Genomic DNA, 24,083 nt, shown 5'->3' with positions numbered 1-24,083 from the left:
TATTTTCAAGATTGAATGTCTTTTCAAGGGCTTTCTTCTGCTTTAGGGCAGGGTTTAGCCCTTTTTTAATGCTTATATTTCAGATGGTTTGAATTTCCGATCAATTTTTTTGCATTAAGCACCCCTGAAGTCCCTAAATACGGGTAGGCAACGCATATGGTCGTGTGCTATACTTTTCGGCGCACGCCTTCCCAACCATAAGACACGGAGTTTAAAAGAATGGCAAAAAAAATGAAAACTATGGATGGTAACCAAGCTGCTTCATACGTAGCTTACGCTATGTGCGAAACCGCCGCCATCTATCCCATTACCCCTTCATCCCCCATGGCCGAACTGGCTGACGAGTGGGCTGTTCAGGGTCTGAAAAATATTTTCGATACCACCATGGAAGTACGGGAGCTGCAGTCCGAAGCCGGTGCTGCCGGTGCCCTGCACGGTGCGCTTGCTGCGGGTAACCTTTCCTGTACCTTCACCGCATCTCAGGGTCTGCTGCTGATGATCCCCAACATGTACAAGATCGCGGGCGAACTGCTGCCCACCGTCTTTCATGTTTCCGCCCGTGCTGTAGCCGGACAGGCCCTGTCCATCTTCGGTGACCATCAGGACGTCATGGCTACCCGCCAGACCGGGTTTGCAATGCTGGCATCCAACTCCGTACAGGAATCCCTCGACCTCGCTCTTGTTTCTCATCTGGCGACTGTTGAATCCAGCATTCCTTTTGTACACTTTTTCGACGGCTTCAGAACTTCCCACGAAGTACAGAAGATCGAACTGATCGATTACAACGACATGGCCGCCGCCCTGAACTGGGATAAAGTCCGTGACTTCCGTGACCGTGCACTCAACCCCGAGCACCCGCACACCCGCGGTACCGCCCAGAACCCGGATATCTATTTCCAGGCCACTGAAGCCATCAACCCCTACCGCGACGCTGTTCCCGGTTATGTTGAAGACGCCATGCTCAAGGTTAAGGAAATTACCGGGCGTGAATATAAACTTTTCGACTATGTAGGTCATCCCGAAGCAGAAGACGTCATCGTCGCCATGGGTTCCGGCTGTGAAGCCATTGAAGAAACCATCGAGAAGCTGGTTGCTGACGGCGAAAAAGTCGGTCTGGTAAAAGTCCGCCTGTTCCGTCCGTTCTCCATCGAACATCTCGGCCGCGCAATCCCCGCCACCTGCCAGCAGCTCACCGTTCTGGACCGCACCAAAGAAGGCGGAGCCATCGGCGATCCCCTGTACCTTGATGTCTGCACCGCACTGAAAGAAATGAACATCGACCTGCCCGTGCATGCCGGACGTTACGGCCTCGGTTCCAAGGAATTTACTCCTGCAATGGTCAAGGCCATCTACGACAACATGAAGTCCCTGTCTCCCAGACACCACTTCACTGTAGGTATCAACGACGACGTTACCCGCCACTCCATCGAAGTGGGCGAGAGCATCGATACCACCCCCGAAGGCACTGTGCAGTGTAAGTTCTGGGGTCTCGGTTCCGACGGTACTGTGGGCGCCAACAAGCAGGCCATTAAAATTATCGGTGACAAAACCGACATGTACGCACAGGGTTACTTTGCCTACGACTCCAAGAAGTCCGGCGGTATTACCGTATCCCACCTGCGTTTCGGTAAAAGCCCCATTAAGTCCACTTACCTTGTTGAAATTGCGGACTTCATCGCCTGTCACAACCCCAGCTATGTAAAACTTTACGACCTGTTGGACGGTATTCGCGAAAACGGAACCTTCCTGCTCAACACCAGCATGGGGCTTGAAGAGCTGGAAGCCGAACTGCCCGCAAAACTGCGCCGCAAGATTGCTCAGAACAAGCTTAAGTTCTACGTCATCGACGGTGTTAAAATCGCAGGTGATGTCGGTCTCGGCGGACGTATCAACATGGTCATGCAGACCGCGTTCTTCAAGCTGGCAAATGTCATCCCCTTTGAAGACGCAGTCAAATACCTCAAAGAATCCATTCAGGATGCTTACGGCAAAAAGGGCGAGAAGATCGTCAACATGAACAACGCCGCAGTTGATCAGGCCGAAGCAAACCTTATTGAAATTAAATATCCCGAAAGCTGGGCCACCGCTGAAGATGAAGAAGCAGTTGAATCCTTCGAACCTGAATTCATCACTGACGTTGTTAAGCCCATCCTCGCCCAGAAAGGTGACGAACTCCCGGTCAGTGCATTCTCCCCTGACGGACGTTTCCCCATGGGTACTTCCCGCTTTGAAAAGCGCGGTGTAGCAATCATGGTCCCCGAATGGATCATGGATAACTGCATCCAGTGCAACCAGTGCTCCTTTGTCTGCCCGCACAGTGCCCTGCGCCCCGTTCTTGTAGATGAAGAAGAAATGAAGATTGCACCTGAGTCCTTTGAAACCATGGATGCCAAGGGCAAAGGCATGGAAGGTCTCAAGTACCGCATGCAGGTCAACGCCCTTGACTGTCAGGGCTGCGGCAACTGCGCCGACATCTGCCCGGCCAAGGAAAAAGCTCTGGTCATGAAGCCGCTGGCTACCCAGACCGAAAAAGAAGTTCCCAACTACGACTTCTCCGAAATCATATCCTTCAAGGACCGCATCCTGCCCCGCACCAGCGTTAAGGGCAGCCAGTTCCAGCAGTCCCTTATGGAATTCTCCGGCGCATGTGCCGGTTGCGGTGAAACACCTTACGTTAAGGTTCTCACCCAGCTCTTCGGTGAACGCATGATTATTGCCAACGCCACCGGTTGTTCCTCCATCTGGGGCGCATCCGCACCTTCCACTCCTTACTGCGAGAACCTTGAAGGTCACGGACCCGCATGGGGTAACTCCCTGTTCGAAGATGCCGCTGAATACGGCTTCGGTATGGAAATGGCTATCTCCAACCGCCGCGAACGTCTGAAAATGCAGATGGAACAGGCTCTTGAGCTGGACATCACCGACGAACTCAAAGCAGCTCTCAAAGGCTGGATTGAAAACAAGGAAGACGCTGCCAAGTCTCTCGAATACGGCGACCAGCTGCGTGAGCTCCTAGCTGTAGAAGCTGACAACTACGACCTGCTGCTTGAAATCGAAGAGCAGGAAGATATCTTCACCAAGAAGTCCGTATGGTGCTTCGGCGGTGACGGCTGGGCCTACGATATCGGCTTCGGCGGTGTTGACCACGTTCTCGCTTCCGGCAAGGACATCAACATCCTCGTTATGGATACCGAAGTGTACTCCAACACCGGTGGTCAGGCTTCCAAGGCAACTCCGCTCGGCTCTATCGCCAAGTTCGCAGCTGCCGGTAAGCACACCTCCAAGAAAGACCTCGGTCGCATGATGATGAGCTACGGCTACGTTTACGTTGCCTCCATCTCCATGGGTGCCAACAAGAATCAGGTCATGAAGGCTTTCCTCGAAGCTGAGTCCTATCCCGGACCTTCCCTGATTATTGCTTACGCTCCCTGCATCAACCAGGGTATCCGCAAGGGTATGGGTAAAACCCAGCTCGAAGGCAAGCTTGCGGTTGAGTCCGGCTACTGGCCGCTTTACCGCTTCGACCCCCGCCGCGAAGAGAACGGCGAGAATCCGCTGGTTGTTGAATACAAAGAGCCTGACGGAACCCTGCAGGAATTCCTTTCCGGCGAAAACCGTTACGCAATGCTTGAGCGCATGATGCCCGAAGCATCCAAGGAAATGCGCGCAGGTCTCGAAAAAGACTGCAAGCAGCGTTACAAGCTTCTCAAGCAGCTTGCTGAACTTGATTACTCTGACGATTAATCAAGCCCGCAGCAGAAATACCTGATAAAATTGAGGCCCCCGTATCCGATGGATGCGGGGGCCTTTTGATGTGATTTGATGCGCTACGCGCTTTTGACGATTTGATTTCGCCTTCAGCGGGACCAGAAGGGCTAAACCCCTCTGGACTCCCTAGTTGTTGTATGTGGGGAGTCTTAGGCAGACTGGCTTTCAAGCAGCGCCAACTCAGCTTGCAGTGCGGCAAGTTCCACTTCCTTGGTCTTCAATTTTTCTGCAGCTTTTTCATCGTTGGTGGCTTCGGCGCGGAGTTGTGTGATTTCATCCTGCAGTGTTTCGATTTCATCTTCTTTGTCTTCTACATCGTCAGTGCTGTCGCTGGATGCTGCCTGCTGGCCTCCTCCTGCTTTACCCGCACCTCCGGGACCTCTGTCCCTCCCGCCTTGGCCTTCTTGCTTGCCTCCGGGATTGCCGCCTTCTCCTTCAGGAGGCATGCCTCCCGGGGGGATTCCGCCGGGGCGGGGCATATTTTCCGGGTCAATGTTGTTTTCCTCGGCAAAACTTTCCATGGTGTCCTTCAGGTCTTCTTTCTGGTCTTTGGTCAGGTCGCCGGGGTTCTGGGCACCGTATTCTTCCAATTTTGATTTAAACAGCTCCATGGCTTCTGCTGAAATTTTAACGGTATCACCGTCTTTAAGCCTTTCATCAATGGCTTTGCGCTGTTCTTCCTGCTCGTTTTTGTTTAATTGGAAAACGCCAGTGGCAGACGAGTTTCCCAGTGAATCAATTGTGACCATCATTGCCTCCTTGAAAGTGTGTAAAATTAATATCGACTTAATTTCAGCAAGTGTTTAGCCAACGTTTATTAAGTTTGAATTAAGAATTATTAAGTTTGCAATAAGGCGTGAGCCGCTTGCAAAAAGAACCGTTTCAGGCAACAAGGAAACCACTTTCTTGAAGGAGTCTGATTTTGACTGATATTAATGCGTCCACCCCCCTTGACGCCAAGGTTGCTCATAGCGCAGGCTTGATGTCCGGTATGCTGGAAATGTATCCGCCGCAGCGGATTGCCGTGGCGTGGACCGGGGGTAAGGATTCCACGGTGGTGCTGGCCCTCTGGCGCGAGGTACTCAAGAATAAGGGCAAGGAAGCATCGCTGGTGCTGGTTCCGCAAGCTCTGTCCATTGATACCGGGATCAAGTTTCCAGAAGTAATGGCTTTCCGCGACCTCACTGCCCTGAAATGGGGAGTGGACGTGAAAGTTCTCCGGCCTGATATTGATCTCGCCAGTTATCCGGTAGCCGAGGACCCGGTGAAATGTTGCGCCGAGCTAAAGATAAAGCCCCTGCAGAAAGCCATAGAAGAATTTGAAATCGACCTGCTCATTACCGGAATCCGCAGGGATGAACATCCCAGCAGGGCAGGGCGCAGATATATGGAAGTGCGTGATGATCCCGACCACACCCTGCTTAATCCCATCCTTGAGTGGACTGAGATGGACATCTGGTCGTTCATCACCATGCACCAGATTCCTCATTGCGAACTTTATGATCAGGGCTATCGTTCGTTAGGATGCAAGCCTTGCACTGTTAAGGGCGGAGAGGGTGAGCGAGCCGGGCGCAGCAGCGAAAAAGAACGCAATCTGGAACAGCTTACTTCCATGGGATATTTTTAAGAAGAGTTTTGATGCGCTTCGCGCTTGTGATGAAAAGATTTTGCCTCCGGCGGCTTAAACCCTTTTGCAAAAGGGTTTAAGAATCCCAAAACCTTTTAGTAGGGGAGGCTAAGTATAAAGAGAGTAGAAAATTATGAGAGTAAATTTTTGTTTGTCATCTTATGAAGTACATGATTCATGGAAAGGATTTTTTAACCTGCCCAGAATGATGGAGCTGGACCGGATCAGCTCATCTATTGGTAAAGACTTTACTCCCAATGCGGATAAAGTTCTGCGTTTCTGCAAGACTGACCTTTCCAAAATGAAAGTCATCATTCTCGGGCAGGATCCGTATCCCCAACAGGGTGTTGCTACCGGCAGGGCCTTTGAAGTGGGTGATATCAAAAGCTGGAACGATCCGGTGAATAATTCACTGGGCAATATGATCAAGCTTTTCCATAAAAATTACATGGACATTGATGAAGTGCTCGGCATCGGCCCGGTGCGAAAGGATATTGCCGAGGGCAAATTTCCGCTCCTGCCGCCGAAGAAGCTGTTCCCGCATTTGGAGGAGCAGGGTGTGCTCTTTTTAAACACCGCCCTGACCTGCAAAATAGGTGAATCCAACAGCCACCGCGATATCTGGCAGAATTTTGCAAAAGAACTGCTGCGTTTCATCCACAAAGCCAACCCGCAGGCCAAATGGCTGCTTTGGGGCGGCAATGCCTGCGAAATGGGTGATTTCGTTCCCGCCGCAAATAAGCTTGAAAGCCACCACCCCATGCTTTACGCCAAGAAGCCCGGCTCATTCCTCGGCGAAAACCACTTCGCCAAATGCCCGGAAATCAACTGGGTAAAATAAAATGATAGACGCGAAGCGTTAATAAAAGGTTTTGGGATTCTTAAACCCTTTTGCAAAAGGGTTTGAGGCCCCCGGCAGGGTCGCCGAAGGCATACTTGGCTCTTATATCAATATATATTATGCTACCGCGCACGTTATTTCTTAATGAGCTTAGAAACTGAATAAATCAGGTGAAATATGATCAATAGAAAAAAGACCCGTGAGCTGTTCATCGGGGATGTGGGTATTGGCGGTGACAACCCGGTAAGGGTTCAGTCCATGTGCAACACGGACACGCGCGATGCCCTTTCCACCCGCGCCCAGATCGACGCGCTGGCCGAGGCCGGATGCGAGATTGTGCGCGTTGCCGTTCCTGATCAGGAAGCTGCGGCTGCATTGCCCCAGATCCGTAAAGGTTCCCCGGTGCCGCTGGTGGCTGACATCCATTTTGATTACCGTCTGGCTCTTGCCGCCATTGAGGCGGGAATCGACGCCCTGCGCATCAACCCCGGCAACATCGGCGATGAAAAGCGGGTGGATGCTGTTGTTTCCGCAGCCAAGGCGAATAATATTCCCATCCGCATCGGCGTGAACGGCGGCTCGCTGGATAAATCCCTGCTGGCTAAATACGGCGGCCCGACCCCGGAAGCCATGGTTGAAAGTGCACTGGAACACGTGGGGATGCTGGAAAAGAGAGGATTCTACAACACCAAGATTTCCCTCAAATCCTCCTCCGTGCTGAACACCATCGCCGCTTATAAGCTGCTGGCTGAGAAAGTGGATTATCCGCAGCACGTGGGAATCACCGAGGCCGGGACTCTGGTGCGCGGCGCGGTCAAATCTTCCGTTGGTCTGGGTATCCTGTTCTGGGAAGGGCTGGGCGATACCATGCGTGTTTCCCTGACCCATGATCCGGTGGCGGAAGTGGGCGTTGCATGGGAGATTCTGAGATCATTGGGACTGCGTGAACGCGGTCCTGAAATTGTTTCCTGCCCCACCTGCGGACGTACTGAAATTGAATTGATTGATCTGGCCCAGAAGGTTGAAGACAACCTGCGCGGCGTTGAAGATGTATTTACCGTGGCGGTTATGGGCTGTGTGGTTAACGGTCCCGGAGAGGCTAGAGAAGCTGATATCGGCATTGCCGGAGGCCGGGGTACCGGACTTATTTTCCGCAAAGGTGAGATTATCCGCAAGGTTAAGGGCGATGAAAATCTGCTGCCTGAATTTATGAAAGAAATCGAAATATTCCTGAAAGAAAAGAGAGGACAATAAATGCGTTTAAGCCGTTACTATATTCCCACATTGAAAGAAGATCCTTCCGAAGCGGAAGTGGTTTCCCATAAACTGCTCATGCGCGCGGGCATGATCCGCAAGCTGACCAGCGGTATCTACAACTACCTGCCGCTGGGCCTTAAGTCCGTGAACAAGGTTGCGGGCATCGTGCGCGAAGAAATGAACCGTGCGGGCGCACTGGAAGTGCTCATGCCCATGGTTCAGCCCGGTGATCTCTGGGAAGAGACCGGACGTTGGGATTACTACGGCAAGGAACTGCTGCGCGTGAAAGACCGTCACGGTCGTGACTACTGCCTCGGACCCACCCACGAAGAAGTCATCACCGACCTCGTGCGCGGCGAAGTAAAATCCTACAAGCAGCTGCCTCTCAATCTCTACCAGATTCAGAACAAGTTCCGCGATGAAATCCGCCCCCGTTTCGGCCTCATGCGCGGCCGTGAATTCATCATGAAGGATGCTTACTCCTTTGATAAAGATGAAGCCGGTGCAGAAGAGTCCTACGCGAATATGTTCGAGGCTTACAAAAAAGCTTTCACCCGCATCGGGCTGAATTTCCGTCCCGTACAGGCGGATTCCGGTGCCATCGGCGGTGATTTTTCACACGAATTTCATGTGCTTGCCGATACCGGTGAAGATACCATAGCAGTCTGCAAGGATGAAAAATGCGGCTACGCTGCCAACCTTGAAAAAGCCAAGGTTGCCGCCCCGGCTGGCGAATCCATGCTTGAAGCTGACTGCCCGGCAATCGAAGAAGTTGCCACTCCGGGCAAGCACACTGTGGAAGAAGTCTGCGAATTTCTCGAAGTAGGTCAGGACAAGCTGGTCAAGACCCTGCTTTTCACCGTGGACGGTGAGCCTGTAGCTGCACTGGTACGCGGTGACCGCGAACTGAATGACGTCAAGCTGCGCAACCTCATCGGCGGCAATGAAATCGAAATGGCAACCGAGGAGCAGGTCAAGGAATGGACCGGAGCACCTGTCGGTTTTGCCGGACCTGTGGGCATCAAGGTTGAGCGTATTTTCGCCGACCATGAACTGCTGTCCGCTACCGACTGGATTGCCGGAGCCAACAAGGGTGATACCCACATCAAGCATCTTTCTCTCGGCCGCGACTGCAAAATCGAGCAGTTCGCCGACCTGCGCGTGATCACCGAAGCAGATCCCTGCCCTGAGTGCGGCGCGGCTATCGAGTTCACCAAGGGTATTGAAGTAGGTCACGTTTTCAAGCTCGGTTCCAAGTATTCCAAGTCGATGGAAGCCACTTTCCTTGATGAAAACGGCAAGACCCAGCCTATGGTTATGGGCTGCTACGGCATCGGCGTATCCCGCATCGTTGCTTCCGCCATTGAGCAGAACAATGATGAGAACGGTGCTATCTTCCCGCCCACCATCGCGCCTTTTGAACTTTGCGTGATCTCCCTCGGAGGCAAGGATGCTGCTGTTAATGAAAAAGCAGAAGAACTTTACAATGAACTCATGGAAATGGGTATTGATGCCGCTTACGATGACCGCAAGGAACGTCCGGGCGTGAAATTCGCAGATGCTGACCTGATAGGCTACCCCATGCAGCTGGTTATCGGCGGCAAGGGCCTTAAGAACGGTATTGTGGAAGCCAAGAACCGCAAAACCGGAGAAAAAATCGAACTGCCCCTCGAAGGTTTCATGGAAGCTTTCAAAACATGGCGTGCCGAAATCTGGCAGTCATGGGGTTTGAACTCATAAATGTCTCCGACGGCTGGGGAAGGAAAAACTTTTGCAAAAGTTTTCCCTTCCCCAGACCCCATCCCTTTCAAAACCTTTTAGTTTGCATCGTATAAATATTTTTAAGACGGCAAAGCCCTATTAAAACGTTTTGGGATTCTTAAACCCTTTTGGAAAAGGGTTTAAGGCCCCCGGCAGGGTCGCCGAAGGCAAAAATGAAAATATTTTCTGTAACTGACATTACCCGTGCCGTTAAGGATGTTCTGGAAACGGAATTTCCGTTTATCTGGGTGCGGGGTCAGGTTACGAATCTGGCCCGGCCTGCGTCCGGGCATATTTATTTTACGCTCACTGACGGTGACGCGGGCCTTTCTGTGGTCTGGTTTAAAGGTAACCAGCGCATGGGCGGTGACGGCGAAGAGTCCGTAAATCCGCTCACCGGGGAGATTGAATCCGGCGGTCCTCTGGAACTTGAGGACGGCATGGAAATTCTCGTTGCCGGACACATGAATGTCTACCCCCCGCGCGGCGTGTACCAGCTGGTGGCTGAACTGGTGCAGGAGCAGGGCGTAGGCGACCTGAAGCTTGCCTTTGAAGCCATGAAACGCAAGCTGGCCGAGAAAGGATATTTTGCCGAAGACCGCAAAATGGAAATCCCCCGTTCCCCGAAAAGGGTGGCGGTGGTCACCGCTCCCACGGGCGCGGCAGTGCGCGATTTCCTGAAAATCGCCGAAGCGCGTGGTACCGGGGCGGAGATAAGAATCTATCCCACACTGGTGCAGGGTGATCTCGCGCCTGCACAGATCGCGCAGGCTCTGGACAGGGTTTACGATGACGGCTGGGCCGAGGTAGTGGTGCTCATTCGCGGCGGCGGTTCACTGGAAGATCTTTGGGCCTTTAATACCGAGCAGGTGGCGGACGCGCTTTTCCGGGCCACTGTTCCGGTGGTCTGCGGGGTGGGGCATGAAGTGGATGTTTCCATTGCCGACTACGTTGCTGACAAACGGGTGGCGACCCCCAGTCATGCGGCGCAGGAACTCTGGCCTCGGCGCGAGACTTTGATGCAGACTGTGGATGAGCTGGAAGGTTCGCTTAAGCGCAGTTTTGAAAATTTTCTGAACAGACGTGAATCCCGGCTGGAAACCCTGCAAAAGGGACTCAGCTGGCTATCACCTGCCCGGCGCATTGAACGGCTGCTGACCTCCTTTGATGAAGAAGGGGAAAGGCTGTACCGGGCTGCTGAAAATTTCATCAATGCAAAGAGTGACAGTGTAAAAGCTTTGTCACAACGCCTGTCCTTTGCCTTTGGCGGGGACCGGATTGAACGCATGGAACACGATCTTGCCGGACTTGAATCCCGGCTGTCCCGTGCAGCAGATATTTTTTTGAAAGACAAACTGGCTGAATTTGAAAATGTGTCCACCTCACTGCGCATGCTGGATCCGGAAAGTCCGCTGGAGCGGGGCTATGCTCTCGTAACCGTGGAAAAGAGCGAAGCATTTTTGCGCAGCCCGGATGAAGTTGCAGATGGCGATGCTATCCGGGTGCGGGTCAAATCCGGTGAGGTCAGGGCGAGGGTTACATCTGAATAATTCTGTGGAGATTATTGAAAATGAATGGATACAAACAATTTCGTATTGCTCTTCTTACTCTGTTTCTGCTCCTGCTCTGCGCGTCCACTGCGCTGGCTTCAGTATTTCTGGCCTATCCGAAAAATGTCGGTCTCGGTGAACCGTTTATGGTCCGGGTTACCTCGGATAAACCGCTGGATTCCGTCTCCATTAAATGGAAGGGCAAATCTGTTGAGCCTGAAATCCGCAGCTGGAAGGGGCGTTCAGTGGCACTGGCAATGTTCGGCACAGACGTGCTTTTTGATAAAACTGGCAAGGATAAACTGGTCATCAAAACGGTATCTAACGGCAAGGAACGTTCTTTCGGCAGAACAGTAAAAATTCATAAAAAGAAATACAAGATCCAGCGGCTGACCCTGCCGGAGAAAATGGTTACTCCGCCGCAGGAAGTTTACGATAAGATCGCGCAGGACCGTAAGGAAGTAAAAGTTGCCAAAGAGGTGATGACCGCTGACCGTAAATGGTTCGTACCTTTTGATCGTCCCACCAAGGGGGCGCAATCAAGTCCCTACGGCGCACAGCGCATTTTGAACGGCAAGCCCAAGAATCCGCATCGCGGTCTCGATTTTCGGGGCGCAAAGGGAACTGCCATCAAGGCCATGGCCGACGGCAAGGTGGTTCTGGTGGGCAACCATTACTACGCCGGAAACTCCGTGTATGTTGACCACGGTAACGGGGTGGTTACTATGTATTTCCATCTTTCACGGATAGATGTTAAGGAAGGCGAATCGGTTGAACGGGGCCAGCTTATCGGCGGCATCGGCTCAACAGGAAGGGTGACCGGACCGCACCTGCATATGAGTGTATCAGTGCAGGGCAGGCTGGTTGATCCCAACTACGTAATGCATAAAACAACCGATCAATTGCTCGGTATAAAATAAAGATTTTAAGATTCGAAGCGGCGAAGCCCTAATAAAACGTTTTGGGATTCTTAAACCCTTTTGGAAAAGGGTTTAAGCCCTCGGAGAGCCGCCGGAGGCATCTTTGAAAAAAGATAATACATTCGAAAATCGCTTGGACCGCTTGAAGGCGATAGTGTCCGCCCTTGAAAAGGGCGACCTGCCTTTGGAAGAAGGCGTGGCCCTTTTTAAAGAAGGGCAGATTCTTTCCAAGGAATGCGCCAAACAGCTGGAAAAGGCCCGTAACGAAGTAAAAATAGTCACTGACGGCGAAGTGGAAGATTTCGACGTTGATACAGAAGAGGATACAGCGGATGACAGTTAAAGAAAAACTCGCGGTACATGCTGCGGATGTTGAGAAATATCTGGGTGGATGTCTGAAAGATATGGGGATTCCAGAGAATCTTCTTGAGTCCATGGAATACAGCCTGCTGGCGGGCGGCAAAAGGCTGCGCCCGGTTCTGGTGCTGGTCTGGGCCAAAATGCTTGGAGCAAAGAAAGAGGCAGTCATGCCTTTCGCAGCCAGCCTTGAGATGATCCATACCTATTCGCTGATCCATGACGATCTTCCGGCCATGGATGATGATGATCTGCGTCGCGGTAAGCCTTCAAACCACAAAAAGTTTGATGAAGCTACCGCTATTCTGGCCGGTGACGGTCTGCTTACCGAAGCTTTCGGCTTCATGGCTAAAGCTGACGCCCCTGCCCAGTACGTGGTTGAAGCCATCGCGCTGATGGCAAAATCCGCAGGTTGTCCGGGCATGGTCGGCGGTCAGGTTGTGGACATGAGCTACACCGGACGTGAAGGCGTGACCCTTGACGAACTCAAGGTTATGCATTCCATGAAAACCGGGGCACTCATTCTTTCTGCTTGTAAATCAGGCGCAATTCTGGCTAAAGGAGCAGAGGCGACCGAAGATGATGTCCGCAGAGCTGAAGAATACGGACGTCTTATCGGTGTGGCGTTCCAGATCGTGGACGATGTTCTGGATGTTGTCGGCGATGAAGAAACCCTCGGCAAGCCTGTGGGTAGCGACATCGAGCAGGGTAAATCCACTTACCCCAGCCTGATCGGACTTGAGGAAAGCAAGGAACTGGCCCGTAAATATGTTGATGAGGCCGTGGAGCTGCTTTCTCCCTATTCCGGTGAAGAGGCCGAGTTCCTCGCGGAACTTGCCCGTTATATCGTGGACCGGGTTTACTAGGTTAAGCCGGTTTCCGGTGGGATAAGATTTTTTATACGTTCTAAAGTTAACAGTGTTAAGTAGTGTGCGCCAAGCAGTGGATTCCAGAGGGAGTAGGGGAGTTTGCTGTTACACTGCTTGAGTTTTACATAGATTGAAACCAGTGGTGAGGTTCTTTCGGATATGAGTAAAAATGAGAATTCCTGCGGATGCGGAAAATATGAGCTGCTGCAGAAAATAAATAATCCTGCGCAGGTTCAGGGTCTGAGCGATGAAGAAATGGCTCAGCTGGCAGATGAACTGCGTAAATGCATAATCAATACTGTATCCGTGGGCGGCGGCCATCTGGCTCCTTCTCTCGGTGTAATTGAGCTGACTCTGGCCCTGTTCAAGTGTTTCGACCTTGAGCGGGACCGTCTGGTCTGGGATGTGGGTCATCAGGCTTATGCCCATAAGATTCTGACCGGACGGTACGAGGAGTTCCATACCCTGCGCCAGAAGGACGGCATCAGCGGCTTTCCCCGTATGGCTGAGAATTCCTATGACCATTTCGGTGTAGGGCATTCCAGTACTTCCATTTCCGCTGCGCTGGGTATGGCTGTGGCCAGTGATCTTGAGGGTGAAAAACGCAATTGTGTGGCCGTAATCGGTGACGGCTCCATGACCGCAGGACAGGCTTTTGAAGGTCTGAACCAGGCCGGGGGTATGAAACGCAAGATGGTGGTTGTGCTTAACGACAACGAAATGTCCATTTCGGATAACGTTGGCGCGCTTTCCGCATTCCTGAGCCGTAAACTTTCCCACCCGGTCATGAACCGTTTCAAGAAGGATTTTGAATCCGTCCTCAAGCAGATTCCCAAGATCGGTGATGATCTGGCCATGTACGCCAAGCGCGGTGAAGATTCCTTTAAGAGCTTCTTCACTCCGGGCATGCTTTTCGAGTCTCTTGATTTTACTTATCTCGGTCCCATTGACGGGCATAACATGGATGATCTGGTCGATGTTTTCGAGCAGGTCAAAAAGATCGATAGCCCGGTGCTTGTCCATGTGCTGACCAAAAAAGGAAAGGGATATACCCCGGCTGAAGACAACCCCACCTATTTTCACGGTGTGGGCAGCTTTGAGCCGGAAACCGGACGGGCCAAAAAATTCAAGGGCGGTCTGCCTTCCTATACTGAAGTTTTCGGCAAGACCCTCTGCAAGCTGGCGGAAAAGGATGACAAGATCGTTGCCATCACCGCGGCCATGCCCGAAGGAACCGGAGTAAGTCCTTTCCGTGAGCAGTTCCCGGACCGTTTTGTGGATGTGGGCATCTGTGAACAGCACGCGGTGACTTTTGCCGCCGGACTGGCAACCATGGGCTTCAAGCCTGCGGTGGCTATTTATTCCACCTTCCTGCAGCGTTCTTACGATCAGGTGGTGCACGATGTCTGTCTGCAGAACCTGAATGTGAATTTTTTCCTTGATCGCGGCGGCCTGGTCGGTGCTGACGGTGCCACCCACCACGGCGTTTTTGACATGTCTTACATGCGCCATATTCCGAACCTGATTTTCATGGCTCCCAAGGATGAGGCCGAGCTTTCACGCATGGTCCGTACTGCCATTGATTTTAACGGTCCTGCTGCGGTGCGTTACCCCCGCGGTGTAGGTATCGGTGCCATTCTTGAAGAGACCCCCAGTCCTCTTGAAATCGGTGAGGGCGAGCTTCTTCGTGACGGATTTGACGGTTTGGTTATTACCGTCGGTTCAAGGGTCTGGCCTGCAGTGGAAGCTGTGGAAGAGATTGACGAGGAGCATGGCAAAGCCGTGGCCGTTTTCAACGCCCGTTTCATCAAGCCGCTGCCGGAAAAACAGATTCTGGAGCTGGCCGGAAGGTTCAAGAAAATCCTCATTGTGGAAGAAAACGCCAAGGCCGGCGGTTTCAGTTCCGCAGTGGTGGAGATGCTGGTGGACAATAACGCCATTGACGGTCACGAGATCAAGCGTCTCGGCATTCCCGATGAGTTCATCGAGCACGGCACCCAGCTGGAACTGCGTAATGAGCTCGGCATTGACACCGCAGGCATGAAAGAAACCATGATGGAGATGCTGGGGCTGGAATAGGAATGCCTCCGGCGGCCCTCCGGGGGCCAAAGAACCCTTTTGCAAAAGGGTTCTCTGGACTCTCCCAAAACCTTTTATTAGGGCTTCGCCGCGTAGGCTGAAAGACCATTTTAAATCAAAAAAAACCGCATTCAGAATTGAATGCGGTTTTTTGATTTAAAGCCTGATTAAATGTTAATTTTCGCGCAGGGCATCCGAAATTACGGGCGCATTAATTATCCGTTCAAGCTGTTCCTGCAAAGCCTGCGGAACAACTTTCATGGCATGAGCAGGAGGATTCATCATGCTGCCTCCTAATTCGTCTTCGCCTTTCAGGGTTGTTGCAGCCACTTTTTTACCGGACTCGTCGTATACGGTAGCTCTAAAGTCGTAATGCATGGCAACACTGTACATGGTGTCGGATTTCCAGTTGAGGATAGAGACGAGCAGAGCCCGTTTTTTATGATCGGCAGTTAATTTTTCCACTGCCCGTTCAGTGGTTGTCAGCGGAGAGATTTCCGCTTTGTTGACCTTGTAGCCCTGTTTTTCCAGACCGGCGGCAAGTACGTTTAAGATATCGTCAGCAAGCGGTTTGCCGCTCTGGGTGCTTACATCGAAAGGGTTGCCGAAGCCGCCGCGCTGGAGTCCGATGAAATCCTGAGTTTTGTCACCGTCAACAATGTACTCGCGTACATCCTGAACGCCCAGAGCCACTTCCTGATCTGAGGAGTGTGTGACTTCCGGAACAGCGGTTGCCAGATCGTATTTGTTGCCGACCGCGCAACCGGTCAAAGTCAAAAGAGATAGAATACAGATTAAAAGCAGTCTTTTCATGGTGATAATCCAAAAGCAGTTAGAGGTTTTTGCACTTCACGCCGCTTGTATATTATCAAAATAATAAAGTCTACTTTTTTAAATAAACAAGTTTTCAGTTGGTAGTTTTAAGCGAAAAACAGTTTGTCTGATTGATTAAATCTTCAGCAAAACGGGTCCGTTTTCAGGCGGAAGTTCTTCCGGTGCTCCTTCTTTCAAGTAAGCCCGCACATCTTCAGCCAGTGCAATTACGCCTTTTTGCAGCAGGGTTTTGCCTGCTTCCTGCGCTATGAGATTGAACAGTTTCAGGTATATTTTTGCGTCACCGGAACGCACTGCGTCGGATGATTGGGCACTGATGTCGCTGCGGAAAGCACCGATGGGAGTGTCCCGGCACATGGCGATTCCGCTGATTCCCGGCAGCGCGCCGGAAAGTGAGACCTCGTCACCGTCATTGATCTTTACCCCGTCAATATCATCCACAGGTGAGCCGTTTACGAAGATCGCCCGCACCCTTGTTTCGGCATAATCCGGGTCCAGACCTATTGTTTCCACCATGAAATCACGAACACTCATACCGGAAGTAGCGTGGATGAAAACGCCCTTTTGCAGCAGGGTGATTGTTCCCGGTATTCCGGCCTGCATTGTCACTGTCTTAAGATTTTCCTGCATGGCAGTCCTCGCAAATTGATAGGCTGAATTGTGTGTTTTTTGATATAATTTGCTGTAATTATTGATGATAATGCTCTTGATTTTTGAGGTTGTCAAATTGCAGAAATGAGAAAAGCCATGCCGAATGAAATTAACGGCAAGGCTTTATGATTTAGCAGGAATAACCCTCAGGGAGTCCAGAGGGCCTTAGCGTTCCACTCTCTATTTCCGTAAGACTCGAACTTTCAGTTCTCGCCTAACGGCTATAGGTCTTTGGACGCCGGAGGCCCTAAATGCACAATTTATGATTTTTGTTTCTTCTTTTGTTCTTCCTCACGCAGGGCGCGGCGCAGAACCTTGCCGACCATGGTCTTGGGAAGTTCAGCGCGGAATTCAACCTGTCTGGGAACCTTGTATCCGGCAAGCTTGTCCCGGCAATAGGCGATGACTTCAGCGCGGTCCATGGATTGGCCTTCCTTGAGGACTATGTAGACCTTGATGATTTCACCGCGGGTCTTGTGCGGCAGGCCTACAGTTACGGCTTCCTGAATTTTGGGATGCTTGTAGAGTACTTCATCCACCTCGCGGGGGTAGATGTTGTAGCCGCTGGATATGATCATGTCCTTTTTGCGGTCCACAATGTAGAAGTAGCCGTCTTCATCCATGTAGGCGATGTCTCCGGTGTAGAGCCAGCCGTTACGCAGGGTCCCGGCGGTCTCGTCCGGTTTGTTGTAGTAACCTTTCATTACCTGTGGCCCGCGGATGACCAGCTCGCCCATTTTTCCGGGAGGAAGCTGCACACTGCCCACTTCCATGTCCACGATGGCGGCATCCGTGGAAGGTACGGGAACTCCGATGGAACCCGGTTTTTTGATCCCTTTAAGGGGATTGAGGTGAGTCAGGGGAGAAGCTTCGGTAAGCCCGAAACCCTCCACAATGGTTGCCCCGAAAACTTCCTTGAACTGTTTGATTCCTTCCACCGGCATGGGAGAGGAACCCGAGATACAGTATTTTACAGATTTAACATCGTATTTTTCCAGTTCTTTCTGTTGCAGCAGGGAAATATACAGGGCCGGGGCACCGGGGAAAATGGTCGGCTTGAGTTTGTGCATGGTTTTGAGCACGTCAAGCGGAACGTAGCGCGGAAACGGAATCATGGTCGCACCCAGCAGGGTGGGAAAGTTCAAACAGACAGTCAGTCCGTATATATGGAAATAAGGCAGGATGCCCATTACAATTTCCCTTTCCTCGCCGAGATTGCTGAGCACAGCATGGGCCTGCTGCACGTTCGCACCGAGGTTGGCGTGGGTCAGGTTGCAGCCTTTGGAAAGCCCGGTGGTTCCGCCTGTGTATTGCAGCATGGCGGTATCTTCCGGCCTGATGTTTGTGGCGCTGTAGCGTTCCTTGCCGGCCCGCAGAATGTCCCACTTCAGGATTGACGATTCGTTGTAGGGGACTTTGGGAGAGCTTTTTTCCCGCATGCATTTTACCTTGTAAAGCATGTTCAGGGGAAATTTCAGGGTGTCGGAAATTCTGGTAACCAGATATTTGCGTACCGGGAGTTTGTCGCGCAGTTTTTCCACCTTGGACCAGAGCAGGTCGATGGTGATCAGCATCTTGGCCCCGGAATCATTGAGCTGGTGGACGATTTCGGTTTCCATGTACAGCGGGTTGGTCAGGGTGACCACAGCTCCTGCTTTGAGGATTGCGAAGTAGGTCATGATCATCTGCGGGGTATTGGGCAGCATGACGGCTATACGGTCGCCCGGCTCAATGCCCAGCTTGCGCAGGTTTGCAGCCATGATTTCCACTTCGCGCTGCAGCTTGTCGTAAGTGATTGACCAGTTTTGGAATTCAATGGCCTTGCGTTTGGGCCATTTTTCAGCTGTCAGGTCCAGATATTCAAATATGGGCCGATACACGAAATCAATTGTCTGGGGCACATCCGGATCATAATGATCCAGCCATGGGCGTTTAATCTCCACTCCTAACCTTCCCTTATTCAATACATTACTGTTGCCGCTCCGAAACCGGGACGGCCGTCATCCCCCCGCATAGGGGATGTCGCTTTTCCTTAAAAGAGGGGCGAGTATATTGATCAGTTTAAATTCTTGCAAGTTTGTATGTAAGCTATTTCCGGGCCGATCTGGAGAACAGTTCCAGCAGGTAGGAAGTAAGGGCCTGAGTGGCTCCCTGTCCGCATTTTGCATAGGGACAGCCCAGTTCGTAAGGCACTTCCATGGGCCTCGGGGTGCCGTGGTAGACAACGGTGTCACGTCCGGCCTTGGATTCTTTGATCAGGACCTGCATGGTAATGAAACAGGTGTTCGGCCCGCTGCGGATACGCTGAATTTCCGGGGTCCATTCGTTGATCAATACCGGGTATTCTCTGAAAAAAGGATCTCCGTAGAATCCTTCGTAGGCGAATCCTACGTGTTGTGAAGCTCCGGCTGCGGCCAACTTGGGCGAAATGGAGCCGATGCGTGCTTCAATGAGGTAATTGGCGGCTCCGTTAGGAGCATAATGGTAGCCTATGCCGTCAAGGGCCTGAATGATGTTCTGCTCCATGGGCACCACACCCGCTTCCACTTTGTGCGGCATACCGTTGCCTTTCAGGTCAAAAAGAATAACCTGCACATTGAATGAGCCGGGGGTGGGGTTGAATACCGTCATGGGGACAGCTGGTTTTGTTTCGTGTCCGGCGCAACCGGATATAAAGATCAGCAGGAAACAGCAGAAGAGTTTTACAAGACCGGAATTTTTTAACATAACTACCCCTTAAATTGTGTGAACGATACTTTGCACCAGTTGTATATTAAAGTGTGGAGCCTAGCAATAACAGACGGAAAGATTGAATACAGTCCTTCGCAAACTTAAAGAATATGTGTATTTATTTTGAAAAAGAAGATATTCCCTTGATATAGGCCGGACAGGCATCTACAATATGGGCTATTTCGTGTGAAAGGCTGAACAAGGGATTGATTTCTGGGGAGTCTGAAAATGCTGGATAATGAAATATTACTGGATACCGGTACTAATGAGTTCGAAATTATTGAATTTTTCATCGATGATCTTTGCGAGGGCAAAGGTGAGCGAGATTATTTCGGCATAAACGTGGCAAAAGTGCTTGAGGTGGTTGAGGCTCCCAAAGGACTGGAAGCAGCCGAGGGCGCACCGCATCCCAGTTATCTGGGAACCATGTCCCTGCGTGATATTATCCTTCCGGTTATTGATCTTGCGGTCTGGCTGGGCATTGAGCGCAAGGAGTCCGAGAACGAGCTTATCGTGGTTACCGAGATGAACAACGTGATCACCGGTTTTCTTGTAACCGGGGTAACCCAGATTCACCGCATCGGCTGGGCGGACCTGAAGACTCCCAACAAGTACATCGCCGACATGCATACCAACTGCATAACCGGGACTGTGGAGATCGAGGACCGCTTTGTGTTGATGATCGACCTTGAGCGGATTCTCGGTGAGCTTGATCCTGAAATGGCTGAAAGAAGTGACGGCAAGGTTTACTCCACTTCGGAAAAAATGACCGCCGTGCTGGTTGATGATTCCGTTTCAGTGCGGACCCTGCTCAATAAGAATTTCGAGTCCGCCAATTTCGAGGTCAAGCTTTATACCAACGGACAGGAAGCTCTGGAAGCCTTGAAGGCCATGAATACAGAAGCCAAGGAAAGCGGTGGCTCCATCATCGATGTAATTGATATTGTTGTTTCGGATATTGAAATGCCCCAGATGGACGGCTACACCCTGACCAGGAGTATCAAGGAACATGCGGACCTTTCTCAGCTTCCGGTAATTCTTTTTTCATCGCTGATCACCAAAGGGCTTTACCACAAAGGTGAGAAGGTTAAGGCCGATGACCAGATTACCAAACCGGAATTCAATGAACTTACCGGGCGGGCAATTGCTCTTGTTGAGAAATACAGGGAGAAACGATTGTCGGCTTAATGTCCGTGACTGTTGAGACAATATGTTTAAAAATTAAATCCCCTTCGTTGTTATGCGAAGGGGATTTAATTTTACTTTTTAGTCCAGCCGCGCCTTTTCATGCATTTTTCAAATGTATTTTCGTAGGCGTAGTTTTCGGAGAACTCAGCTTCGTAGGTGGTGGGTTCCGGCGGTTCTCCGTCGGTCTGCGCCCCTACGGGAACATTCTGTTTGTTGTAGTTCTGGCAGAATTCACGGTCACGTTTGAAAATTTCTTTTTCCTTGGCCGGATCGGCAATGTTCGGATTGTGCCATGAGCCGCAGCCGCCCAGCATAAACAGGGCTGCGGTCAGCAGGATCAGTTTTTTCATCAGCTACTCCTTTAAAATTACTCCGCTTTGAGGTCGCGGTTCATCAGGTCGCACACCGCTGTTGCGGGGTCTTTGTCTTCGTAGAGAATTTTGTAAACCTGTTCGGTTATGGGCAGCTCCACGCCCAGTTTTTTTGCCAGCAGGTGAACAGACTCGGTTGTTTTAACGCCTTCGGCCACCATGCGCATTTTCAGGATTTCGCTCAGCTTCAGCCCCTGTCCGAGCTTGAGCCCTACCTGTCTATTGCGCGAAAGGTCACCGGTGCAGGTCAGTACAAGATCACCCATACCGGAAAGCCCCATGAAAGTGGAGTGCTTGGCCCCCATTGCTTCCCCCAGTCTGCCCATTTCAGCAATTCCCCGGGTGATCAGGGCTGCACGGGTATTGTGCCCGAATTTCAAGCCGTCGGCCATACCTGCGGCAATAGCCATGATATTTTTAATGGCCCCGCCGATCTCCACGCCCCGGTAATCGGGATTGGTGTAAATCCGCAAATAGGGTGTGGAGAAAAAATCCTGCACTTCTGCGGCCAGCTTTTCATCTTCACAGCCGAGTACAATGGACGTGGGCAGCTCGGAACTAAGCTCATAGGCAAAAGTGGGGCCGGACAGGTGGGCGAATCTTGGATTCAAACCTTCCAACGCCTCATGAACCACCTGCGACATGGGTGCTCCGGTGTTCAGTTCGATCCCTTTGCTGGCGCAGATAACCGCTGGGTTCTTTGGGAAATACTGTTTCATTTCAATCAGGGCACTGCGCAGGAACTGGCTGGGGACAACCAGAACGTAGTAGTCGGCCCCGGTGATTATTTCCTCGGCATCGCTGCTGGCTTTCAGGTTTTCCGAAAGTTTGAAATCAGGCAGAAATACGCTGTTGTATCCGGTGTTGTTTATCTCGTCGCTGAGTTCCTGTTCACGGACCCAGAGATGGGTATCAAGTCCTTTTTTGGCCAGAGTGTTGGCAAGGGTGGTCCCCCATGCTCCGGCTCCGATAACTGCTATCTTCATTCATTATCTCCTTGAGAGTTGTCTTCAGCGTGAATTCTTGAATCAATTCAGTGTTAACTCCCGTGGTAAAATTTGGCAACCTGTTCAAAAATGAAAGGGGGTTAGCGTTTACGAAAAAGAAAAATTGCATGGATGAGTGGACCTGTATATTCTCATGTTGCTTTGAGAATCTTTTGCAAGGACAGTTTCATGATCCATATTGAAAAAACAACCCCGCGCTTTACCCTGATCCTGACAATCCAGCGCATGGGCAAAGATTTAAATGTATGCCTTTACGGTGGCGACTCTCCCCATATCGGAGCTGTGGCTCTGGCAGTTCCCCATGCGGGACTACGTGACCCGGAAAAGGCAGATGCTTCGGTTTCTCTGCTGACCGTTACCGGGCATAAGGAAGACGAACTGGCCCGCAAAATTTCATACACGCTGGCAACAGCGTCCAATTGTACTGTGTCCGCAGTCTGCGGAATTCATCTGGAGAATGCCGAAAAACAGGAAATTGCTGAGGTGCTTGCCGTAGCTGATCAGATGCTGGAGCAGGCCCTGCAGGAATTAGGCTGATTAATTCGGTACTTTTTTCACTCCCAGCTTGGAAAGGCGTGAATCAAAGGTTGATCTGTTCAGGTTGGCGACCTTGGCCGCACGGGAGATATTGCCTTCGCATTTTTCCAGCAGGAATTTAGCGTAAGCCCCTTCAATCTCATTCCATGTAAGTCCTTCCATGTCGATGTTGGAGTCAGTGCAGCCGTCTTCAAGGAAGGGAGTGTAGTTTTCCTGTGCCCGGTCAAAAGGAGCTTCGCACCACCACTGGTTGTCACGGATATATCCGGGCAGGTGTTTGGCTTCCACCATCTCGTCATGGCAGAGTACCATGAGCTGACGGATGAAGTTTTCCAGTTCACGTATATTGCCCGGCCAGCGGTAGGAGCGGATCAGCTTCATGGCATCGGGGCTGATTTTTTTACGCGCACAGTTCATGAATTTGGCTTCGCGATTGATGAAGTGCTCAGTCAGGAAGGGGATGTCCTCCTTGCGGTCGCGCAGAGGCGGCAAATGCAGGGGCAGCACGTTTAATCGGTAAAAGAGGTCCTGACGGAATTCACCGTCCGCAATGGCTTTTTCAAGGTTCTTGTTAGTGGCCGAGATGATGCGCATATTGATTTTGCGGGACTGCGGTGAACCCAGCGGCTTGATCTCATTTTCTTCCAGCGCACGCAGCATTTTGGCCTGCAGGCCGTATTCCATTTCCCCCAGTTCATCCAGAAAAACGGTCCCGCCGTTGGCAGCCTCGAATAACCCGGCCCTGTTCTGTGAGGCTCCGGTGAATGCTCCCTTCACGTACCCGAAAAGCTCCGATTCCAGCAGCTGGCCCGGAATGGCACTGCAGTTCTGGACCATGAGCGGCATGTCCCTACGGTGGCTGCGACGGTGGATTTCCTTGGCAATAAGTTCTTTACCCGTGCCGGATTCACCATAAATGAGGATGGGGTAGTCGGTGACCGCGTAGCTGTCCACCAGCTCCATCACTTCATTAAATGATTGGCTGACCCCGATGATGAAGCGGCCGGAGTACATGGAATCGATAGTTTCGGTAAGCTGTTCCACCTGCTTTAGCCGTTTATGCTGGATCAGCGCGTTGGACAGGGCAATGGAACCGATATCGATCATATCCTGCAGGATTTTCATGTTTTCCGGTTGCAGATTAAGTCTTTTACCGCCCGCGCTGGTGTCAATAATCTGCAAGGCTCCGTATATCTCTCCATTAGTCAGGAACAGGGGAAAACAGAGGATCAGCTTGCTCTTGAGTTTGAAATTGTCTTCCACGCCCGTGTAATGACGCTGGTCCACCCCGCCTTCGGCAATGGTCATTTCTTTATTTTCAAGAACCCAGCCCACAATGCTTGTCTGCTTGGTGCTTAAGGTCATGCCTACCACATTCCGGCTTTCCACTCCTTCAGCTTCAATGCACTGGATGCGGTCTCCTTTTTTTATCCATATGGAACCGCGTTCCACATTCTGCAGATTAAGAATCAGCTGCAGGAAACGTTTCTGCAATTCTTTGATGGAGAGTTCTTCGGCCAGTTCTTTAAGAAAGCTAACGTAGGGCATTTACCTGTCCTGTTTGTTCGGTTGCGTGTCCGGGTACTTTTTCACAAGCATTACCGAAATATCGTAATAGGCTGATTAAATCAAATGGGTTTCTGAAATATCAGGCAGAAAATTTGGTGGTTAAATAGTGTATTTCCAATAAAATAGTGTGGTTAGCTAATGTGGCACGGTTGATGCCTTAAGAAAGC

General features: G+C 51.3%; 20 protein-coding genes. 12 read left to right on the top strand and 8 right to left on the bottom strand.

The window, feature by feature from the left end:
* Positions 1 to 219 precede the first annotated feature (219 nt).
* A complete protein-coding gene (gene nifJ / locus FMR86_RS01950; RefSeq protein WP_163349380.1) occupies positions 220 to 3,744 on the top strand; it encodes a pyruvate:ferredoxin (flavodoxin) oxidoreductase in 3,525 nt (1,174 codons plus the stop codon).
* Positions 3,745 to 3,917: 173 nt separating this feature from the next.
* On the opposite strand, the gene FMR86_RS01945 is transcribed toward nifJ, so the two are convergent.
* Positions 3,918 to 4,520, bottom strand: coding sequence for a hypothetical protein (locus tag FMR86_RS01945; protein WP_163349379.1), 603 nt, complete (start codon positions 4,518 to 4,520; stop codon positions 3,918 to 3,920).
* Positions 4,521 to 4,690: 170 nt separating this feature from the next.
* Between FMR86_RS01945 and FMR86_RS01940 the strand changes: the two genes are divergently transcribed.
* The 9 genes from FMR86_RS01940 (at position 4,691) to dxs (ending at position 15,029) form a co-directional block, all read left to right on the top strand.
* The gene (locus FMR86_RS01940; protein WP_163349378.1) at positions 4,691 to 5,395 is read left to right on the top strand and encodes a phosphoadenosine phosphosulfate reductase family protein; all 705 of its coding nucleotides are present in this window, start codon (positions 4,691 to 4,693) and stop codon (positions 5,393 to 5,395) included.
* Between the two features lie 133 nt (positions 5,396 to 5,528).
* Positions 5,529 to 6,236, top strand: coding sequence for a uracil-DNA glycosylase (locus tag FMR86_RS01935; RefSeq protein WP_163349377.1), 708 nt, complete (start codon positions 5,529 to 5,531; stop codon positions 6,234 to 6,236).
* 177 nt (positions 6,237 to 6,413) lie between these two features.
* The gene (gene ispG, locus FMR86_RS01930) at positions 6,414 to 7,490 is read left to right on the top strand and encodes a flavodoxin-dependent (E)-4-hydroxy-3-methylbut-2-enyl-diphosphate synthase (protein ID WP_163349376.1); all 1,077 of its coding nucleotides are present in this window, start codon (positions 6,414 to 6,416) and stop codon (positions 7,488 to 7,490) included.
* The gene (locus tag FMR86_RS01925; RefSeq protein WP_163349375.1) at positions 7,491 to 9,233 is read left to right on the top strand and encodes a proline--tRNA ligase; all 1,743 of its coding nucleotides are present in this window, start codon (positions 7,491 to 7,493) and stop codon (positions 9,231 to 9,233) included.
* 194 nt (positions 9,234 to 9,427) lie between these two features.
* Positions 9,428 to 10,804, top strand: a complete 1,377-nt coding sequence (gene xseA, locus FMR86_RS01920; RefSeq protein WP_163349374.1) for an exodeoxyribonuclease VII large subunit — start codon at positions 9,428 to 9,430, stop codon at positions 10,802 to 10,804.
* 20 nt (positions 10,805 to 10,824) lie between these two features.
* The gene (locus FMR86_RS01915; protein ID WP_163349373.1) at positions 10,825 to 11,724 is read left to right on the top strand and encodes a M23 family metallopeptidase; all 900 of its coding nucleotides are present in this window, start codon (positions 10,825 to 10,827) and stop codon (positions 11,722 to 11,724) included.
* Positions 11,725 to 11,827: 103 nt separating this feature from the next.
* On the top strand, positions 11,828 to 12,067 hold the full coding sequence (locus tag FMR86_RS01910; RefSeq protein ID WP_163349372.1) for an exodeoxyribonuclease VII small subunit: 240 nt from the start codon (positions 11,828 to 11,830) through the stop codon (positions 12,065 to 12,067).
* Positions 12,057 to 12,947: a polyprenyl synthetase family protein gene (locus tag FMR86_RS01905; protein ID WP_163349371.1), complete on the top strand. Its 891-nt coding sequence runs from the start codon at positions 12,057 to 12,059 to the stop codon at positions 12,945 to 12,947. The genes FMR86_RS01910 and FMR86_RS01905 overlap by 11 nt, the downstream gene beginning before the upstream one ends.
* A 162-nt stretch (positions 12,948 to 13,109) precedes the next feature.
* Entirely contained in the window at positions 13,110 to 15,029 is a 1,920-nt protein-coding gene (dxs, locus tag FMR86_RS01900; protein ID WP_163349370.1) for a 1-deoxy-D-xylulose-5-phosphate synthase, read from the top strand.
* Between the two features lie 174 nt (positions 15,030 to 15,203).
* Here dxs and FMR86_RS01895 read toward each other — a convergent pair whose 3' ends face one another.
* From FMR86_RS01895 to FMR86_RS01880, 4 genes are all read right to left on the bottom strand, one after another.
* Complete coding sequence (locus tag FMR86_RS01895) at positions 15,204 to 15,842, bottom strand: hypothetical protein (RefSeq protein WP_163349369.1); 639 nt, start codon at positions 15,840 to 15,842, stop codon at positions 15,204 to 15,206.
* 135 nt (positions 15,843 to 15,977) lie between these two features.
* Positions 15,978 to 16,493: a hypothetical protein gene (locus FMR86_RS01890; protein ID WP_163349368.1), complete on the bottom strand. Its 516-nt coding sequence runs from the start codon at positions 16,491 to 16,493 to the stop codon at positions 15,978 to 15,980.
* 281 nt (positions 16,494 to 16,774) lie between these two features.
* The gene (locus FMR86_RS01885) at positions 16,775 to 18,457 is read right to left on the bottom strand and encodes a long-chain fatty acid--CoA ligase (RefSeq protein WP_163349367.1); all 1,683 of its coding nucleotides are present in this window, start codon (positions 18,455 to 18,457) and stop codon (positions 16,775 to 16,777) included.
* Positions 18,458 to 18,602: 145 nt separating this feature from the next.
* Entirely contained in the window at positions 18,603 to 19,241 is a 639-nt protein-coding gene (locus FMR86_RS01880; RefSeq protein WP_163349366.1) for a hypothetical protein, read from the bottom strand.
* A 231-nt stretch (positions 19,242 to 19,472) separates the two neighbouring features.
* On the opposite strand from FMR86_RS01880, the gene FMR86_RS01875 reads away from it, so the two are divergent.
* The gene (locus FMR86_RS01875) at positions 19,473 to 20,432 is read left to right on the top strand and encodes a chemotaxis protein (protein WP_163349365.1); all 960 of its coding nucleotides are present in this window, start codon (positions 19,473 to 19,475) and stop codon (positions 20,430 to 20,432) included.
* A 71-nt stretch (positions 20,433 to 20,503) separates the two neighbouring features.
* Here the strand turns inward: FMR86_RS01875 and FMR86_RS01870 are convergent, their stop codons facing one another.
* Positions 20,504 to 20,782, bottom strand: a complete 279-nt coding sequence (locus FMR86_RS01870; RefSeq protein ID WP_163349364.1) for a hypothetical protein — start codon at positions 20,780 to 20,782, stop codon at positions 20,504 to 20,506.
* A gap of 17 nt (positions 20,783 to 20,799) precedes the next feature.
* Complete coding sequence (locus FMR86_RS01865; RefSeq protein WP_163349363.1) at positions 20,800 to 21,789, bottom strand: NAD(P)H-dependent glycerol-3-phosphate dehydrogenase; 990 nt, start codon at positions 21,787 to 21,789, stop codon at positions 20,800 to 20,802.
* A gap of 189 nt (positions 21,790 to 21,978) precedes the next feature.
* On the opposite strand from FMR86_RS01865, the gene FMR86_RS01860 reads away from it, so the two are divergent.
* Positions 21,979 to 22,347: a hypothetical protein gene (locus FMR86_RS01860; protein WP_163349362.1), complete on the top strand. Its 369-nt coding sequence runs from the start codon at positions 21,979 to 21,981 to the stop codon at positions 22,345 to 22,347.
* Here the strand turns inward: FMR86_RS01860 and FMR86_RS01855 are convergent, their stop codons facing one another.
* Positions 22,348 to 23,895, bottom strand: a complete 1,548-nt coding sequence (locus FMR86_RS01855; protein ID WP_163349361.1) for a sigma 54-interacting transcriptional regulator — start codon at positions 23,893 to 23,895, stop codon at positions 22,348 to 22,350.
* Positions 23,896 to 24,083: the final 188 nt, after the last annotated feature.

Origin of the sequence: Desulfovibrio sp. JC010 (genome assembly GCF_010470675.1) — a bacterium.
Classification (GTDB): Bacteria; Desulfobacterota; Desulfovibrionia; order Desulfovibrionales; family Desulfovibrionaceae; genus Maridesulfovibrio.
The sequence above is the reverse complement of the archived record's forward strand: the minus strand, read 5'-3'. Positions and strand labels throughout refer to the sequence as shown.

What these genes read in the sequence shown, in the direction of transcription:
- FMR86_RS01915 (WP_163349373.1), top strand. Translation starts at nt 10,825, where the DNA reads ATGAATGGATACAAACAATTTCGTATTGCTCTTCTTACTCTGTTTCTG.
- FMR86_RS01925 (WP_163349375.1), top strand. Translation starts at nt 7,491, where the DNA reads ATGCGTTTAAGCCGTTACTATATTCCCACATTGAAAGAAGATCCTTCC.
- FMR86_RS01865 (WP_163349363.1), bottom strand. Translation starts at nt 21,789, where the DNA reads ATGAAGATAGCAGTTATCGGAGCCGGAGCATGGGGGACCACCCTTGCC.
- xseA (WP_163349374.1), top strand. Translation starts at nt 9,428, where the DNA reads ATGAAAATATTTTCTGTAACTGACATTACCCGTGCCGTTAAGGATGTT.
- FMR86_RS01895 (WP_163349369.1), bottom strand. Translation starts at nt 15,842, where the DNA reads ATGAAAAGACTGCTTTTAATCTGTATTCTATCTCTTTTGACTTTGACC.
- dxs (WP_163349370.1), top strand. Translation starts at nt 13,110, where the DNA reads ATGAGTAAAAATGAGAATTCCTGCGGATGCGGAAAATATGAGCTGCTG.
- FMR86_RS01870 (WP_163349364.1), bottom strand. Translation starts at nt 20,782, where the DNA reads ATGAAAAAACTGATCCTGCTGACCGCAGCCCTGTTTATGCTGGGCGGC.
- ispG (WP_163349376.1), top strand. Translation starts at nt 6,414, where the DNA reads ATGATCAATAGAAAAAAGACCCGTGAGCTGTTCATCGGGGATGTGGGT.
- FMR86_RS01875 (WP_163349365.1), top strand. Translation starts at nt 19,473, where the DNA reads ATGCTGGATAATGAAATATTACTGGATACCGGTACTAATGAGTTCGAA.
- nifJ (WP_163349380.1), top strand. Translation starts at nt 220, where the DNA reads ATGGCAAAAAAAATGAAAACTATGGATGGTAACCAAGCTGCTTCATAC.
- FMR86_RS01935 (WP_163349377.1), top strand. Translation starts at nt 5,529, where the DNA reads ATGAGAGTAAATTTTTGTTTGTCATCTTATGAAGTACATGATTCATGG.
- FMR86_RS01890 (WP_163349368.1), bottom strand. Translation starts at nt 16,493, where the DNA reads ATGCAGGAAAATCTTAAGACAGTGACAATGCAGGCCGGAATACCGGGA.
- FMR86_RS01880 (WP_163349366.1), bottom strand. Translation starts at nt 19,241, where the DNA reads ATGTTAAAAAATTCCGGTCTTGTAAAACTCTTCTGCTGTTTCCTGCTG.
- FMR86_RS01855 (WP_163349361.1), bottom strand. Translation starts at nt 23,895, where the DNA reads ATGCCCTACGTTAGCTTTCTTAAAGAACTGGCCGAAGAACTCTCCATC.
- FMR86_RS01860 (WP_163349362.1), top strand. Translation starts at nt 21,979, where the DNA reads ATGATCCATATTGAAAAAACAACCCCGCGCTTTACCCTGATCCTGACA.
- FMR86_RS01945 (WP_163349379.1), bottom strand. Translation starts at nt 4,520, where the DNA reads ATGATGGTCACAATTGATTCACTGGGAAACTCGTCTGCCACTGGCGTT.
- FMR86_RS01905 (WP_163349371.1), top strand. Translation starts at nt 12,057, where the DNA reads ATGACAGTTAAAGAAAAACTCGCGGTACATGCTGCGGATGTTGAGAAA.